The organism is Isoptericola haloaureus (genome assembly GCF_036689775.1).
GTDB classification, from domain to species: domain Bacteria; phylum Actinomycetota; class Actinomycetes; order Actinomycetales; family Cellulomonadaceae; genus Isoptericola; species Isoptericola haloaureus.
In genome coordinates this window covers 128333-145233 of the sequence record NZ_JBAGLP010000120.1, presented here as the reverse complement: position 1 = coordinate 145233, position 16901 = coordinate 128333, and the positions used below count along the sequence as shown (strand labels likewise).

At 73.1% G+C, this 16901-nt stretch carries 13 protein-coding genes and 3 pseudogenes; 15 read left to right on the top strand and 1 reads right to left on the bottom strand.

The window, feature by feature from the left end; all coding sequences use genetic code 11:
* The first annotated feature begins 156 nt into the window (after positions 1 to 156).
* From hrcA to V5O49_RS15980, 15 genes and pseudogenes are all read left to right on the top strand, one after another.
* The gene (gene hrcA, locus V5O49_RS16050) at positions 157 to 1197 is read left to right on the top strand and encodes a heat-inducible transcriptional repressor HrcA (protein ID WP_278234813.1); all 1041 of its coding nucleotides are present in this window, start codon (positions 157 to 159) and stop codon (positions 1195 to 1197) included.
* A 49-nt stretch (positions 1198 to 1246) separates the two neighbouring features.
* Positions 1247 to 2368, top strand: a complete 1122-nt coding sequence (gene dnaJ, locus V5O49_RS16045; RefSeq protein WP_332903105.1) for a molecular chaperone DnaJ — start codon at positions 1247 to 1249, stop codon at positions 2366 to 2368.
* 95 nt (positions 2369 to 2463) lie between these two features.
* On the top strand, positions 2464 to 3240 hold the full coding sequence (locus V5O49_RS16040) for a 16S rRNA (uracil(1498)-N(3))-methyltransferase (protein ID WP_332903104.1): 777 nt from the start codon (positions 2464 to 2466) through the stop codon (positions 3238 to 3240).
* A 9-nt stretch (positions 3241 to 3249) separates the two neighbouring features.
* A complete protein-coding gene (locus V5O49_RS16035; RefSeq protein WP_278234810.1) occupies positions 3250 to 3603 on the top strand; it encodes a histidine triad nucleotide-binding protein in 354 nt (117 codons plus the stop codon).
* Between the two features lie 2 nt (positions 3604 to 3605).
* A pseudogene (locus V5O49_RS16030) lies at positions 3606 to 4322 on the top strand (PhoH family protein); the annotation flags it as partial.
* Positions 4311 to 5129: pseudogene (locus V5O49_RS16025) on the top strand (LAGLIDADG family homing endonuclease); the annotation flags it as partial. The pseudogenes V5O49_RS16030 and V5O49_RS16025, both read left to right, overlap by 12 nt.
* A 264-nt stretch (positions 5130 to 5393) precedes the next feature.
* Positions 5394 to 5732: pseudogene (locus V5O49_RS16020) on the top strand (PhoH family protein); the annotation flags it as partial.
* Positions 5729 to 6181 (top strand): rRNA maturation RNase YbeY, encoded by a 453-nt coding sequence (ybeY, locus tag V5O49_RS16015; protein WP_278234809.1) that lies wholly within the window; start codon positions 5729 to 5731, stop codon positions 6179 to 6181. The pseudogene V5O49_RS16020 and the gene ybeY, both read left to right, overlap by 4 nt.
* Positions 6182 to 6189: 8 nt before the next feature.
* Entirely contained in the window at positions 6190 to 7509 is a 1320-nt protein-coding gene (locus tag V5O49_RS16010; RefSeq protein WP_278234808.1) for a hemolysin family protein, read from the top strand.
* Entirely contained in the window at positions 7506 to 8456 is a 951-nt protein-coding gene (gene era / locus V5O49_RS16005; RefSeq protein ID WP_278234807.1) for a GTPase Era, read from the top strand. The genes V5O49_RS16010 and era overlap by 4 nt, the downstream gene beginning before the upstream one ends.
* Positions 8457 to 8522: 66 nt before the next feature.
* The gene (locus V5O49_RS16000; RefSeq protein WP_332903103.1) at positions 8523 to 10112 is read left to right on the top strand and encodes an alpha/beta hydrolase family protein; all 1590 of its coding nucleotides are present in this window, start codon (positions 8523 to 8525) and stop codon (positions 10110 to 10112) included.
* 97 nt (positions 10113 to 10209) lie between these two features.
* The gene (locus tag V5O49_RS15995) at positions 10210 to 11988 is read left to right on the top strand and encodes a DUF7937 domain-containing protein (protein WP_332903102.1); all 1779 of its coding nucleotides are present in this window, start codon (positions 10210 to 10212) and stop codon (positions 11986 to 11988) included.
* Between the two features lie 238 nt (positions 11989 to 12226).
* Positions 12227 to 14017, top strand: a complete 1791-nt coding sequence (gene leuA, locus V5O49_RS15990; RefSeq protein WP_278234804.1) for a 2-isopropylmalate synthase — start codon at positions 12227 to 12229, stop codon at positions 14015 to 14017.
* Between the two features lie 37 nt (positions 14018 to 14054).
* Positions 14055 to 14789, top strand: coding sequence for a DNA repair protein RecO (gene recO / locus V5O49_RS15985; RefSeq protein WP_278234803.1), 735 nt, complete (start codon positions 14055 to 14057; stop codon positions 14787 to 14789).
* A complete protein-coding gene (locus tag V5O49_RS15980) occupies positions 14789 to 15586 on the top strand; it encodes an isoprenyl transferase (RefSeq protein ID WP_332903101.1) in 798 nt (265 codons plus the stop codon). Before recO ends, V5O49_RS15980 begins: the two co-directional genes overlap by 1 nt.
* 114 nt (positions 15587 to 15700) lie before the next feature.
* Here V5O49_RS15980 and V5O49_RS15975 read toward each other — a convergent pair whose 3' ends face one another.
* Positions 15701 to 16777 carry an iron-siderophore ABC transporter substrate-binding protein gene (locus V5O49_RS15975; RefSeq protein ID WP_332903100.1) on the bottom strand — a complete coding sequence of 359 codons (1077 nt, stop codon included), beginning with the start codon at positions 16775 to 16777 and terminating at the stop codon, positions 15701 to 15703.
* Positions 16778 to 16901: the final 124 nt, after the last annotated feature.

Genomic DNA, 16901 nt, shown 5'->3' with positions numbered 1-16901 from the left:
CGGTCGGCGAGGACCGGGCCGTCGTGGGGTCGTCGCCGGCATGAGGTACCTCACCGACGGGGGGTGAGCGGCCGGACCGTCGGGGGAGACGCGTAAGATGGCACTCAGCCCTGGAGAGTGCTAACCCCCCGGGGCGCCGAGCGAGGGGAGGTCGAGATGAGCGAGGAACGTCGGCTCGCAGTACTGCGCGCCATCGTCGAGGACTACGTCACCACGCGTGAGCCCGTCGGGTCGCGCATGCTCACCGAACGCCACGGCCTCGGCGTGTCCCCGGCCACCATCCGCAACGACATGGCCGCGCTCGAGGACGCCGGGTACATCGCCCAGCCGCACACGTCCGCCGGGCGCGTGCCCACGGACGCCGGCTACCGGGTGTTCGTCGACCGGCTCGCCGAGGTACGACCCCTCAACGTGCCCCAGAAGCGGGCCATCGAGACCTTCCTGTCCGAGGCCGTGGACCTCGACGACGTCCTGACCCGGGCCGGGCGGCTCATCGCCCAGCTCACCGGCCAGGTCGCCGTCGTGCAGTACCCGTCGCTGCGGCGGTCCGGGCTGCGTCACCTCGAGCTCGTGCCCGTGGCGGAGTCCCGGATCCTGGTCGTGGTCATCACCGACACCGGCCGGGTCGAGCAGCGCTACTGCGAGCTGCCCGTGCGTCCCGACGGCTCCGACGCGGGCGACGACCTCGACGAGGCGACCCTCGGCGAGCTGCGGGCCCGGTTCAACGCGGCCGCCGCGGGCAAGCGGCTGGCCGACCTCCCCGCGGCCTTCGCGGGCCTGGTCGAGTCCGTGGGCCCCCACCTGAGCGGGGTGACCCAGGCCGTCGCGGACCTCGTCGTGGAGACCCTCGGCGAGGAGAACGAGGAGCGGATCGTGCTGGCGGGCACCGCCAACCTCGTCCGCTCCGAGGCCACGTTCGAGCAGGGGCTCAGCCCCGTGCTCGAGGCGCTCGAGGAGCAGGTGGTGCTGCTGGGGCTGCTGACCGAGATGGCCGGCGACGGCGTCGGGGTCCGCATCGGGCGGGAGAACCGCCTCGACGGTCTCACCGAGACCTCCGTCGTCGCCTCCGGATACGGTAGCGACGGCGACACCGTCGCCTCCCTCGGCTCCATCGGCCCGACCCGCATGGACTACCCGGGCACCATCGCCTCGGTCCGCGCCGTGGCACGCTACCTGTCGCGCGTCCTGCCGAACTGACCACCGGTATCCCTGACCAGACCTTCTCCACGTCATCGAAGAGAGACCTGTGACCGACTACTACGAGATCCTCGGCGTCGAGCGTGACGCCACCCCCGAGCAGATCAAGAAGGCGTACCGTCGCCTGGCCCGCGAGCTCCACCCCGACGTCGCGGGTGCCGAGGGCGAGGAGAAGTTCAAGGACGTCGCCCGTGCCTACGAGGTGCTGTCGAACCGCGACAAGCGCGAGCAGTACGACATGGGCGTCGACCCGAGCGCGCCCGGCGGCGGCGCCGGTGCCGGCTTCGGCCAGGGCTTCGGGTTCCAGGACATCTTCGAGACGTTCTTCGGCGGCGGCCAGGCGTCCGGCCCCGTGCCGCGCGCACGGCGCGGCCAGGACGCCCTGGTGCGCATGGACATCGACCTCACCGAGGCGACGTTCGGCGGCAAGCGCGAGCTGCAGGTCGACACGGCCGTGGTGTGCGGCACGTGCGGCGGCAACGGCTGCCGGCCCGGCACCGACGTGCGCACCTGCGAGGTCTGCCACGGCCAGGGCAACGTCCAGCGCGTGGCCCGGTCCTTCCTGGGCCAGGTCATGACCACCGCGCCCTGCGCGGCCTGCCAGGGCTTCGGCACCGTCATCCCCGAGCCGTGCGCCGAGTGCTCCGGCGAGGGCCGGGTGCGCTCGCGCCGGTCGCTGACGGTGAACGTGCCCGCCGGCGTCGACACCGGCACGCGCATCAAGCTGTCCTCCCAGGGCGAGGTCGGCCCGGGCGGCGGCCCGGCCGGCGACCTGTACGTCGAGATCCGCGAGAAGGCGCACGACACCTTCGTGCGTCGCGGCGACGACCTGCACTGCACCCTGCCGGTGCCGGTGACCGCGGCCGCCCTGGGCACCGTGCTGGAGCTGTCCACCCTCGACGGTCAGCAGGAGATCGACCTGCGCCCGGGCACGCAGCCGGGCGAGGTCGTCACGCTCAAGGGTCTCGGCGTCGGGCACCTGCACGCGAACGGCCGCGGCGACCTGAACGTCCACATCGACGTCCAGGTCCCGACCTCCCTCGACGAGGAGCAGACCGAGCTGCTGCGCAAGCTCGCCGAGCTGCGCGACGAGGAGCGTCCCGACCCGCGGCTCGCGGCCGCGCACCCCGGCGTCTTCTCGCGCCTGCGGGACAAGTTCGCCGGGCGCTGAGGAACCGTGAGCGCGAGGAGCTCCCGAAGAGGTACGCCGAGGCACGAGGTGTGCCGGAGCGAGGCACCGCAGGGCTCGCGCGAGGGGCGTGCGTCGTGAGCGCGCCCGTCTTCGTCGGCGCCGGCGTGGCGTCCGCGCCGGCGCCGGGGGCGACCTACGTCCTCGGCGGGGCGGAGGGCCGGCACGCCGGCGTCGTCCAGCGGCGCCGCCCGGGGGAGCGGCTCGACGTGGTCGACGGCGCGGGCACCCGTGTGCTCGGTGTGGTCGAGGCCGTCGACGGCGGCGAGGTCACCCTGCGCGTCGAGGACGTGCGGCACGAGCCCGCCCCTGCCGTGCGGCTCGCGCTGGTCCAGGCGCTGGCCAAGGGCGACCGCGACCACCAGGCCGTCGAGGCGGCCGTGGAGGTCGGGGTCGACGCCGTCGTGCCGTGGCAGGCCGACCGGTCCGTGGTCGTCTGGCGCGGCCCGCGGGCCGAGAAGGCGCGCGCCAAGTGGGCTGCGACCGTGCTCGCGGCGGTCAAGCAGTCCCGTCGGGCCTGGCTGCCCCCCGTGCACGAGCACGTGACCACCCGCGGGCTCGCCGACCGGGTGCGCGAGGTCGTCGCCGCGGGCGGTGCCGTCGTCGTGCTGCACGAGGAGGCGGTGACGCCGCTCGCGGACGTCCCGCTGCCCACGGCGGCGGACGGCACGGCCGAGGCGCCCGAGGTCGACCTCGTCGTGGGTCCCGAGGGCGGCATCTCCGCCGAGGAGGTCACCGCCCTCACCGACGCCGGTGCCGTGACGGCCCGGTTGGGTCCGCACGTGCTGCGCACGTCGACCGCCGGACCCGTCGCCGTCGCGATTCTCAGCGACCGCACGGGCCGCTGGCGGTAGCGTGGACGCATGACGACGGAGACCGAGGCGGACTGCCTCTTCTGCAAGATCGTCGCCGGCGACCTGCCCGCCGACGTCGTGGCCGACACCGACCGGGTCGTGGCCTTCCGGGACATCGACCCGCAGGCTCCCGTCCACGTGCTCGTGGTGCCCAAGGAGCACCACGGGGACGTGTCCGTCCTGGCCGCGGCCGACCCGGACCTGCTCGCCGAGGTCGTCGGTGTCGCCGACAACGTGGCGCACGAGCTGGCCGACGGCCAGTACCGGTTCATCTTCAACTCCGGCCCGCGCGCGGGCCAGAGCGTCTTCCACGTGCACGGCCACGTCCTGGCCGGCACCCAGCTGGGATGGAGTCCCGCCTGAGCATGACGTCCGCCGCCTCCGACAGCCCCCTGACCGACCACCCGCGGCACGCCACCGAGCACCGCGTCGTCGTCCCCCCGCACGTGCCGATGGTGGCGCTGCTGGGCAGCGGCGACACGGTGCTCCGCGCGATCGAGGACGGGTTCGGTGGCGTGGACGTGCACGCCCGCGGCAACGAGATCTCCGTCCACGGTCCCGCCGGCGACGTCGCCCTGGTGGCCCGCCTGCTGGACGAGCTGGTCGAGGTCGTCGAGGCCGGGACCGCGCTGACCCCCGAGGTGGTCTCCCGCTCGGTCTCGATGCTCACGTCCGCCGCCGCGCAGCGGCCCGCCGAGGTGCTCACCCACGACATCCTCTCCGGGCGCGGCCGCACGATCCGCCCGAAGACCGTCGGTCAGAAGCGTTACGTGGAGGCCATCGCGGCCAACACGATCACCTTCGGCATCGGCCCCGCCGGGACCGGCAAGACCTACCTGGCGATGGCGAAGGCCGTGCAGGCGCTGCAGGCCAAGCAGATCAACCGGATCGTGCTCACCCGGCCCGCGGTCGAGGCGGGGGAGAAGCTCGGCTACCTGCCCGGATCGTTGAGCGACAAGATCGACCCGTACCTGCGGCCGCTGTACGACGCGCTGCACGACATGCTCGACCCCGACGCGATCCCACGGCTGGTCGAGTCCGGCACCATCGAGGTCGCGCCGCTGGCGTACATGCGCGGCCGTGCCCAGCCCTACGACGCCGAGGTCCTGACCCCTGACGGCTTCCGACCGTTCGGGTCGCTGCAGGTGGGTGACCTGGTGGTGGGGTCCGACGGGCGTCCGACACCCGTCGTCGGCATCTACCCGCAGGGGCCGAAGCAGACCTATCGGGTGACGGCGTCGGACGGGTCGTCGACCGTCTGCTGCGGCGAGCACCTGTGGACCGTCCGGACCCAGTCGGACAAGCGTCGGGGGCGGAGCCGGACACTGGAGACGCAGGAGATGATCGGGCGTGAGTGGTACGGACACACACGCCGATTCGAACTACCCGTCGTCGACCCGGTCGAGATGCCGGAGCGCGACGTGCCGATGGACCCGTACGCGCTGGGCCTGATGCTCGGTGACGGATCGTTCTCCTCGCGTGCGACGCCGTCGTACACGACGGCGGACCCCGAGCTCGCCGACGCCCTGGAGTCCGCACTGCCCGACATCGAGCTGGTTCCGCACGGGGAGTACGGCTACGTGCTGCGACACGTCCACGGGCACCGCGGTGGCGTCATCGTGGCGAACCCGGTGAAGACGATCCTGCGCGAGCTGGGTCTCGACGGTCGGAAGTCGGCCACGACGTTCGTGCCCGAGGCGTACAAGATCAACGCCGTCGAGGTGCGCCTGGCGGTCCTGCAGGGACTCCTGGACACCGACGGCGGACCGGTGACGCAGGCAGGGCGGACCTGCCGGGTGCAGTACACGACCACGTCGCGCCGACTCCGGGACGACGTCGTCCATCTCGTCCGGTCGCTCGGTGGTGTCGCCACGACCCGCGTGCGGGAGGCCGAGGGGCGGAAGCCCGGACGGGCCAAGGAGCGACCGGTCCCGTATCGCTGCGACGCCTACGTCGTCGAGATCCGCCTGCCCGACGGCGTCCCTCCGTTCCGCCTCACCCGCAAGGCGCGGACGTACGCCGCGCTCGGAGGGGGACGTCCGATGCGCGCCGTCGACTCGATCCTGCCTGCGGGTGTCCAGGACACGATGTGCATCCAGGTCGCCGCCGAGGACTCTCTCTACGTCACCGACGACTTCCTCGTCACGCACAACACCATCAACGACGCCTTCATCATCCTGGACGAGGCGCAGAACACCTCCGCCGAGCAGATGAAGATGTTCCTCACCCGGCTCGGGTTCGGCTCGACGATGGTCATCACCGGCGACGCCACCCAGGTCGACCTGCCGGGCGGCACCACGTCGGGCCTGCGCGTGGTCGAGGACATCCTCACCGGCGTCGACGACGTCGAGTTCTGCCGGCTCACCAGCACCGACGTGGTCCGACACCGCCTGGTCAGCGACATCGTCGACGCCTACGCCCGCTGGGACAGCACCCGCCCGGCCGACGACCGCCGTCGGCCCGGCCGCCACGACCGAGGAGGACGCCGGTGAGCATCGAGGTCAACAACGAGTCCGGCGTCGAGGTCGACGAGGCCGAGTTCGCCGCGCTGGCCCGGTTCGCCCTCGACGAGCTGCACGTCCACCCCGCCGCCGAGCTGTCCATCGTGCTCGTCGACACGGCTGCGATGACCGACCTGCACGTGCAGTGGATGGACGAGCCCGGCCCCACCGACGTGCTCTCCTTCCCCATGGACGAGCTGCGGCCCGGCCGCGAGGGCGAGGAGACCCCGCCCGGCACCCTCGGCGACATCGTGCTGTGCCCCGAGGTGGCGGCCGCCCAGGCCCGTGCCGCCGGGCACTCCACGGTCGAGGAGCTCCTGCTGCTGACCACGCACGGGATCCTGCACCTGCTCGGTTACGACCACGCCGAACCCGACGAGGAGCGCGAGATGTTCGCGCTGCAGCGGCGGCTCCTGCTCACCTTCCTGGCCGGGCGGTGAGCGGCGCGGTGGACGTCCCCGACCTGCTGCTGTGGGCCGTGCTCGTCGTGGCGCTCGGCCTGTCCGCCCTGCTCAGTGCGGGCGAGGCCGCCGTCGAACGGGTCACCAAGGTCTCCTTGGCCCTCGCCCTCGAGGAGCCCGGACCCCACGGCGGCTCGCCCGGGCCGCGTCGACGGCGCAACGTGCGGCGGGCCCAGCTGCTCGCGGCCGACCCCCGGGCCGCGGGCTCGTTCGCGCTGGTGCGCGTGCTGGCCGAGACCCTGTCGGTCGCCTCGGCCACGCTGCTGCTCGCGCACTGGTTCGACCGGTGGTGGGAGGTGCTGGTCGGGGCCGCCGTGGTCGGTGTGCTCGCGGGGATCCTCGTGGTGCGGCTCAGCCCGCGCACGTGGGCCCACCACCGTCCGACGACCGCGCTGGTGATGCTCGCCGGGCCGCTGTCCGTGGTGCACCGGGCCGTGTCCTGGGTGCCGCGGCGCGACCGCGCCGCCGACGTGGCGATCCCGGAGACCGACGAGCTGCAGGACATGGCCGACCGCGTCCGGGAGAACGAGGCGATCGAGGAACCGGAGCGCGAGCTCCTGCGCTCGGCCCTGCAGCTCGGCGACACCCTCGCCCGCGAGGTGATGGTGCCGCGCACCGACATGGTGACCACCGGCACCGACACGTCGCTGGCGAAGGCGATGCGGCTGTTCCTGCGCTCCGGCTTCTCCCGCGTGCCCGTCGTGGGCCGGACGGTCGACGACCTCGTCGGCGTCGTCTACCTCAAGGACGTCGCACGGCGGATCGAGAACGACCCCGGGGCGGCGGACTGGCCCGTGCGGGACGTGGCGCGCGAGGCCGTGTTCGTCCCCGAGTCCAAGCCGGCCGACGACCTGCTGCGCGAGATGCAGGCGCGCCGCTCGCACATCGCCATCGTCGTCGACGAGTACGGCGGCGTCGCCGGGCTGGTCACGGTCGAGGACATCGTCGAGGAGCTGGTCGGCGAGCTGACCGACGAGCACGACACCGTCGCCGAGCCCGAGCCGGAGGACCTCGGCGACGGCCTGTGGCGCATCCCCGCCCGCCTGCCGGTGGACGAGCTCGGCGAGCTGTTCGACCTGCGTCTCGACGACGACGACGTCGACACCGCCGGCGGCCTGCTCGCCAAGGCCCTCGGCAAGGTCCCGCTGGCCGGGTCCTCGGCCGACGTCGGCGCCCTGCGGCTCGAGGCCGAGCGCGTCGAGGGACGCCGCAAGCAGCTCGCCAGCCTGCTGGTGCGCCGGATCGCCCTACCAGCAGCGGACGAGGACGACGACCTCGTGCCGCACGACCAGAAGGACGCCGTATGACCCACGAGAACCCGCACCGCTCCGGCTTCGCCTGCCTGGTCGGCCGCCCGAACGTCGGCAAGTCGACCCTGACCAACGCGCTGGTGGGGCAGAAGGTCGCGATCATGTCGGCGCGTCCCCAGACGACCCGGCACACGATCCGCGGGATCGTCCAGCGCGACGACGCCCAGATGGTGCTCGTGGACACCCCGGGGCTGCACCGGCCCCGCACCCTGCTGGGGGAGCGGCTGAACACGCTCGTCGTCGACACCCTCAGCGAGGTGGACGTCGTCGGCTTCTGCCTGCCCGCGGACCAGAAGATCGGCCCCGGGGACCGGTACATCGCGAACCAGCTCGCCCCGCTCATGGAGGGGCGCACCGCCGTCCCCGTCGTGGCGATCGTGACCAAGGCCGACCTGGTCGGTCGCGCGGCGCTGGCCGAGCAGCTCATGGCCGTGGACCAGCTCGCCCGGTCGATGGACCGGGACTGGTCGGCCATCGTGCCGGTCTCGGCACAGGACGGCTTCCAGGTCGCCGAGCTCACCGAGGTCCTGGTCGCCCACCTGCCCGAGGGGCCCGACCTCTACCCGGGCGGCGAGCTGACCGACGAGCCCGAGGAGACGATGATCGCCGAGCTCGTGCGCGAGGCGGCCCTGGAGGGCATCCGCGACGAGCTGCCGCACTCGCTGGCGGTCGTGGTCGAGGAGATCGTGCCGCGCGAGGGTTCCGGCGACGACTCCTCGGGCAAGCCGCCGCTGCTGGACGTGCGCGTGAACCTGTTCGTCGAGCGCGAGAGCCAGAAGGGCATCATCATCGGCCGCGGCGGCTCGCGGCTGCGCGAGGTCGGGTCCCAGGCACGGGAGGGCATCGAGAAGCTCCTCGGCGCGCGGATCTACCTCGACCTGCACGTGAAGGTCGCCAAGGACTGGCAGCGCGACCCGAAGCAGCTCCAGCGCCTCGGCTTCTGACGACCTTCCGTGTACTCCGGGGCGTCACGGCGGTCCGGCCGGGGCCTCCCGAGTAGCATCCGGTAGGTGGTGTTCCGGACGTTCGCGGCCAGCCTGGCCCTGTTGGTCGGGCTCGCCGTGGTGGGCTCCCTGGCCGGTCCGCAGTGGCACCCCGTCCCCGTGCGCGACCACATCGTGCCGACGCGGTCCGCCACCACCATCGAGTCCACCGAGCCCGCGGCGACCGGCGACGTCGGTGAGGTCGGCGACCACGCCGTGCGCACCACCCCGGTGACGGTCGACCTCGGGGACACCACCGTCGACGGGCTGCTGCGCCGGCCGCTGGACGCGGACGGCGCGGTGCTGCCGGACCGTCCCGGCGTGGTGTTCGTGCACGGCGCCGGGACCGGCGCCGCCGAGGAGGCGTTCGTCGACACCGCCGAGCTGCTGGCCAGCGCCGGCGTGGCCACGCTCGTGCCCGACAAGCGGCTGGACACCTACTCCACCCGCGAGCGCGACTACGAGGCGATGGCCGAGGACTACCTGCGCTCGGTCGAGCTGCTGCGCACCGTCGACGGCGTCGACCCCGAGCGGGTCGGCGCCTACGGAGAGTCCGAGGGCACCTGGATCGTCCCGGTGATGCAGGTCGAGGACCCCGACGTCGCCTTCACGGTGCTGGTCTCCGCACCCGTCGTGCCGCCCCGCGAGCAGGCCGCCTTCGCCGTCGACAACTACCTGCGCAACACCGGGGTGCCCGGCCAGGTGTTCCGCGCCATCCCGCGTGCGGTCGGGATGCAGCTCCCCGGCGGCGGCTTCGACTACGCCGACTTCGACGTGCGCCCGTGGCTGGAGGACCAGACCGCGCCGCTGCTGGTCGTCTACGGCACGGCCGACCCGTCGATGCCCATCGAGCAGGGCGTACGGCTGATCCTCGCCGACACGGCCGTCGGGTCGGGGGCGCCGGTGACGGTGCGGTACTACGCCGGCGCCGACCACGGCATCCGGCTGCGGGACGAGCTCCCCGCCGACGCCCCGAAGGACGCCGAGGCGCCGCTGCACCCGCACTTCCCCCGCGACCTGGCCGCATGGGTCCAAGGGCTGCCGGGCACCGCCGACGCCGCACCGCGCATCGCCGGGGATGCTCCCCAGCAGCTCTACCTGGCCGCCCCCGTGCCGCAGCCGCGCTGGTGGGGCAACGGCGACGTCGTGGTCGCCGTCGTCGTCGGGGGGACCGGCCTCGTCGTGCTCGCGCTCGTGGCCTGGGGCGTGGTGTCGCTGGCCCGGCGGGTGCTGCACCGCTCCGCGCCGCCGAACGGGCGCTTCGCGCCGGGAGTGGGACCGCCGCTGGTCGCCCTCGGTGTGGTGTCGGTGGCCACGGTGTGCGGCCTGGCCGTCTACCTCGTCGCGGTGGCGCGGCTCGCCATCGACTACGAGCGCGACGCCCTCGTCGTCCAGGGCGGCTGGATCGCCGTGCGGCTGCTCGGCGCCGTGGCCGCGGTGGCCGCTGCCGTCCTGCTGCAGCGTGTCGCCGACGTCCGGGCGCGGCACCGCGCCGAGCGCGACGTCGTCGTCGCCCGTGGCGCCGTGGCGCACCTCACGCTGTGGGCCGTGCTCGTCGGGTCGGCGTTGTTGCTGGTCACGGCCGCGTACTGGGGGGTGTACCAGCTCGGGATCTGACCGTGCCGCGTCCGGGGGAGACGTGGCACGGTCCGGTCGGGTAGAAACGTCCAGGACCGGTTCCGGTCCGGGTAGGTCAACGCAAGGAGTCACCGACATGTCCGACGTCGTCGTCGTCGAGCAGCGCCGTTCGCCGTTCGCCGGGGTGCCGACCCGGGAGATCGTGCGCGACGTCGTCGCCGTGGTCGCGCTGCTGGTGGCCCTGCCGCTGCCCTGGGCGATCGTCACCCTGCGCGGTGTCGACGGCGCCGTGGCGGCGCGTGGCAGCGACCTGCTCTGGGTCGTGCTGGCCACGGTCGTCGCCCTCGTCGTGATCGTCGCCACCTACGCCGACCGCGCCGGGGTGCTGACCGGGGGCTGGAAGCGTCTCGCCGCACCGACCGCGCGGTGGTGGGGCCTGGCGCCCTACGGGCTGGTCACGCTGCTGTACCTGGTGCTCGACCTCGTCCGGGCGTCCGCCGACACCGGTGCGGTCGGCGGCGGGCTCGCCGTCGGGCTGGCGGGGGCCGTGCTCGCCGCCGCGGTACCCGACGTGCGGCTGATGACCGGGGCGGCCGTGGTGGTCGCCGTGGGTGCCGTCGCGACCCCCGTGCTGAGCCTGGTCGACGGCGTCGCCTGGCCCGACGTGGTCGGGTCCGCGCTCGGCGCGCTCCTGGTCCTCGGTCTGCTCTGGGCGACCGCGCGGCGGTTCCTGCGCGGCGACGACGCGGCCGGCGTCGTGCTCCTCGTCCTCGGGGCCGCCGTGGCGGTCGAGGTGACGATGCTCGGCGGCGGTGCGGTCGGGGTCTGGCTCGAGTCGGTCCACGGGCTCCGCTTCGGCCTGCTCCTCCTGCCCGCCGTGGCCGCGGCCGCTGTCGTGCCGGTGCTGGCCCGGTGGGACGCTGTCGTCGGGGAACCGGTCGTGGCCACCGCGTCGCGCTGGATCCGCGTCGCGGTCCAGGCGTTCGAGCTGATGCTGCTGGTCGCGGCCTTCGTCGTGGTCGTCGCCGTGGTCCAGCTCGTGGCCGGGCGGATCGAGGTCGAGCCGGTGCTGCGGCTGATCGTCGGCGTGCTCGTCGTCGTGGTGGCGGTCCTGGCGCGGCGCGCCCTGCTGCGCGACCCGCGCGGCGGTCACGCGACGGCGGTCGGGGCCGCCTGCGTCGTCGTCGTGCTCGGCGTCGTCATCCTCGTGGCACGTGCCGGGATCGGGACGGCCTCGCGGGTGGAGGAGCTGCTGCTGGCGCTCGCGCTGCCCGCCCTGGTGCTCGCCGCGCTCATCGTGCCGCCGTCGGTCACGACGTTCCTCGCGGCCGACCCGCAGGGTTCCGCGCAGCCGGTGCCCGGCCGGCCGCAGCAGCCGTTCGGTGCGCAGCCGGGCTACGCGCAGCCGGGCTACGCCGAGCCCGCGCAGCCGGCACAGCCGGCGCACCCCGGCTACGCGGAGGCCGCACAGCCCGAGCCTGCACAGCCCGAGCCCGCGCAGGCAGCCGAGACCGAGCCGGGCTCGCGCTGGCGGGGAACCTGGGCGGCGGGCACGGACGCGACGCAGCAGATGTCGCCGGTGCGCTCGGCCGCGACGGGTGAGCAGCCGTCCGCTCACGGGGCCCCGTCGGCGGCCGACGAGACCGCCGTGCAGCAGCCGGTCCAGCAGGGTGCGGCGCCGGCCGAGTCCACGCAGATGCTGCCGCCGGTCACCCACGTGCCCGGCAGCCCCTGGACCCCCGAGCAGGCGCTCGACCCGCACACGCCGCTGGAGCAGCTCGCGCAGATCGTCCAGGAGGCACCCCACCTGCGGCCGCACGTCGCGGCGAACCCCTCGACCTACCCGGCCCTGCTCGACTGGCTCGGCGCGCTGGGCGACCCGTCGGTCGACGCCGCGCTGCGCACCCGCCGCTGAAACGCCCCGCGAGGTAGGCAACTTCCCCGCGAGGTAGGCAACGTTCCCGCGACGTCGCACCGTCGTGGACGGCCGGGGTGACCCGGCACACAGACGGTGTACGGTGTGAGGGTGCAGCACGTGGTGAGCCTCCTCCTTCGGTGCCGTGGCGAGGCCTAGCAGAGGCCGGTACCTCGCCGCGGGGGACGTTGGTGCGCCGGCCGTCACCGAGCCACACCACCCGAAGGACACCCTCCTGATGAAGACCGAGCACACCCACGCCACCAACGGCATCGCCGCGCAGAATCCGCAGCGCAGCTCGCAGATGCCGTACCACCGGTACCTGCCGTTCCACGAGCAGATCGACGTCCATCTGCCGGACCGCACCTGGCCCGACCGCCGCATCGAGAAGGCCCCGCGCTGGTGCGCGGTGGACCTGCGGGACGGCAACCAGGCCCTCATCGAGCCGATGAACGCCGAGCGCAAGCTGCGGATGTTCGAGCTGCTGGTCCAGATGGGCTACAAGGAGATCGAGGTCGGGTTCCCCTCGGCCTCGCAGACCGACTTCGACTTCGTGCGCACGCTCATCGAGTCCGGCCGCATCCCCGACGACGTCGTCATCCAGGTGCTGACCCAGTGCCGCGACCACCTCATCGAGCGCACCTTCGACGCGATCCGCGGCTCCAAGCAGGCGATCGTGCACATCTACAACTCCACCTCGATCCTGCAGCGCGAGGTCGTCTTCCGCACCGACCAGGACGGGATCATCGACATCGCCCTGCAGGGCGCGCGGCTGTGCCGCAAGCTCGAGGAGACCGTCCCCGAGACCACCGTCTACTACGAGTACTCCCCGGAGTCGTACACGGGCACCGAGCTGGAGTACGCCGCCCGCATCTGCAACGAGGTGCTCGAGGTCCTGGAGCCGACGGCGGAGCGCCCCGTGATCGTCAACCTGCCGGCGACGGTCGAGATGGCGACGCCCAACGTCTACGCCGACTCCATCGAGTGGATGAGCCGGAACCTCAACCACCGCGAGCACGTCGTGCTGTCCCTGCACCCGCACAACGACCGCGGCACCGCCGTCGCGGCGGCCGAGCTGGGCTACCAGGCCGGGGCCGACCGCATCGAGGGCTGCCTGTTCGGCAACGGCGAGCGCACCGGCAACGTCGACCTGGTCACCCTGGGCATGAACCTGTTCGGCCAGGGCATCGACCCGCAGATCGACTTCACCGTCGGCGGCGGCATCGACGCCATCCGGCGCACGGTCGAGTACTGCAACCAGCTCCCCGTGGCCGAGCGGCACCCCTACGTGGGCGACCTGGTCTTCACGGCGTTCTCCGGCTCGCACCAGGACGCCATCAAGAAGGGCCTGGAGCACATGGCGGCCCGGGCCGAGTCCGAGGGCAAGGCCGTCGACGAGATCACCTGGGGCGTGCCGTACCTGCCGATCGACCCGAAGGACCTGGGCCGGTCGTACGAAGCGGTCATCCGCGTGAACTCCCAGTCCGGCAAGGGCGGCGTCGCCTACCTGCTGCGCACCGAGCACCACCTGGAGCTGCCGCGCCGGCTGCAGATCGAGTTCTCCGGCGTCGTGCAGAAGTTCTCGGACACCGCGGGCAGCGAGGTCACCGGCGCCGACATCTGGCGCATGTTCACCGACGAGTACCTGCCCGTCGAGGAGAACGGCCACGCCGACCTGCAGCCGTGGGGCCGCCTGAAGCTGCGCGAGATCCGGACCCGTGCGGTGCAGGACGGGACCACGACGCTCGAGGCCGACGTCGTCGACCAGGGCACCGAGCAGACGCTGGTCGGCACCGGCAACGGGCCGCTGGACGCGTTCGTCACCGCGATCGCCGGAGTCGGGGTCGACGTCACGGTGCTGGACTACAGCGAGCACGCGATGAGCGCGGGCGGCGACGCGACGGCGGCGGCCTACGTCGAGTGCGCCGTCGGCGACGACGTGCTGTGGGGCGTCGGGATCGACCCGTCGATCACGACCGCCTCGCTCAAGGCGATCGTCTCCGCGGTGAACCGCGCCGAGCACGGCTGAGTCCCGCGCTGACAGGGGCACCTGGGACAATGTCCAGGTGCCCCTGTACCGAGACGACGCGATCGTGCTGCGCACCCAGAAGCTGGGTGAGGCCGACCGCATCATCACGTTCCTGACCCGCGAGCACGGCAAGGTCCGCGCCGTCGGGCGGGGGGTGCGGCGCACGTCGTCGAAGTTCGGTGCCCGGCTCGAACCCTTCATGGCCGTCGACGTCCAGCTGCACACCGGACGCAGCCTGGACTCGGTGACCCAGGTCGAGACGATCGGGCCCTTCGCCCGGCAGATCAGCGCCGACTACGTGCTGTACACCGCGGGCGCCGCCATGCTGGAGACGGCCGACCGGCTCGTCTCGCAGGAGCACGAACCCGCCGTCCAGCAGTACTGGCTGCTCGTCGGCGCCCTGCGGGCCCTGTCCGCGCGGGCGCACGCCCCGGGGCTCGTGCTCAACTCCTACCTGCTGCGCGCGCTGGCCGTGGCCGGGTGGGCGCCGTCGTTCACCGAGTGCGCCCGCTGCGGCGAGCCGGGACCGCACCACGCCTTCGCCGTCGCCCAGGGCGGTGCCGTGTGCACCCGCTGCCGTCCGCCGGGCTCGCCGTCGCCCGCACCGGAGACCTTCGTGCTGCTGGCCGCGCTGCTCGCCGGCGACTGGGACGTCGCCGACGCCGCGGACTCCCGGCACCGCAGCGAGGCGGACGGCCTCGTCGCCGCCTACTCGCAGTTCTACCTGGAGCGCACCCTGCGCTCCTTGCGCCTGATCGAGAGAGAGGCCTGATGCCCCGCGCCGCCCGCTCCTACGACGAGCCGTACCCGCACCCGTCCGGTGCCACCCCGCCGGAGATCCCCGCCCAGTTCGTGCCGAACCACGTCGCGATCGTCATGGACGGCAACGGCCGGTGGGCCAACGCGCGGGGGCTGTCCCGGATCGAGGGGCACAAGGAGGGCGAGAAGTCCCTGCTCGACGTCGTGGCGGGCGCCGTGCAGATCGGCGTCAAGCACGTCTCGGCCTACGCGTTCAGCACCGAGAACTGGAAGCGGTCGCCCGAGGAGGTGAAGTTCCTGCTCGGCTTCAACCGCGACGTCATCCGCCGACGCCGGGACGAGATGGCCTCGTGGGGAGTCCGGATCCGCTGGGCCGGCCGCCGGCCGAAGCTGTGGGGCTCTGTGATCGACGAGCTGCAGCGTGCCGAGGAGATGACCAAGGACAACGACCGCTGCACGCTGACGATGTGCGTCAACTACGGTGGGCGGGCCGAGATCGCCGACGCCGCGGCCGCCATCGCCCGGGACGCCGCCGAGGGGAGGATCAACCCGGCCCGCGTCACCGAGAAGACGGTCCAGCAGTACCTCGACGAGCCGGACCTGCCCGACGTCGACCTGTTCCTGCGGTCCTCCGGCGAGCAGCGCACCAGCAACTTCATGATCTGGCAGGCGGCCTACGCGGAGATGGTGTTCCTGCCCGAGCCGTGGCCGGAGGTGGACCGGCGGCACCTGTGGCGGGCGGTCGAGGAGTTCGCGCGGCGGGACCGGCGCTACGGGGGAGCGGTGGACACGCCGGGCGCCTCGGCCTGACGCCGCACAGGTGATGCCCGTCCGCGGTCGCGTTCACGGGCCCCAGGGGGCCCTCCACTTCGGGATCGACGACCTCGGACGGGCATCACCTGTGCGGCGACGTGCCGTGCCGGCTCAGCTCTCGGGGTAGAGCTCCGCGAGCTGGTCGACGATGGCGGGCACGCCGTCGGGCCAGTCGTAGGACAGGGCCGTGGGCGGCGAGACGGACGAGACGGCGACGTTGCCGACGACCTTGACGACGTTGCCGTCGGCGATCGCGGGGATCGCCTGGAGCTCGTCGGACTCGCCGAAGGTCTCGGCCTCCTCCTCGGTGTACGTGTAGGCGATGAGGAAGTCCGACTCGAGCCTGTCGAGCTCCTCGTAGGACAGCGTGTAGAAGAACCCGCCGTCGGAGGAGTCGAGCTCGGTGACCGACGGGGCCGAGACGACGCCGAGGCCCTCGAGGATGCTCACGCGGGGGTCGGCCGGGGTGTAGACGTACACCAGGCCCTCGGAGGGGGAGTCGACGATCGCGGCGAAGGTCTTGCCCTCGAACGCGGGGTGCTCGGCGGCGAGGTCGGCGAAGTAGGTGTCGATGTCCGTCAGGACCTGCTCACCGGCCTCGGAGCGGCCCAGGGCGTCGGCGGTGATGGTGATGATCTCGTCCCACGGCGTGGTCCAGGGGCCCTCCGGGTAGGCCACGACTGGCGCGATGTCGGAGAGCACCTCGTACTGCTCCTCGGTCACGCCGGAGTAGGGCGCCAGGATGAGGTCGGGGTCGGCCTCGACGAACTCCTCGTAGGGCACGGACGCGCCCGCCTCGGGGTCGGTGAAGATGACCGGCTCCTCGGCGCCGAGCGCCTCGTACTCCTCGGCGACCCACGGCACGAGCGCCTGCTCGCCGACGGTGAAGACCTGCTCGGCGACGCCGACGGGTGCGACGCCGACGGCCAGCGCCGCCTCGGTGGAGCCCCAGCCCCAGGTGGCCACGCGCTGCGGCTCGGACTCGATCGTCGTCTCGCCCAGGGCGTGGGAGATCGTGACCGGGAACTCGTCCGTGGCGCCGCCGGCGTCCTCGGTCGACTCCTCGGCCGCGGCGGTCTCCTCGGCGGAGTCCGTCTCCGGGTCGCTCCCGCCGGAGCAGGCGGTCAGCGTCAGTGCGCCGACGGCGGCGAGGCCGACGGCGGTGGTCAGGGAGCGGCGACGAAGCACGGGTTCTCCTCGGTGTGGTCGCGGCGCGCCGCGACGGATGTTCAGATGAGGGAAGGCTAACCTCATCTCGACGCTCCTCGGAACCCCGTGGCCACCTCGTGGACGAATCGTGATGTGAGGTGTC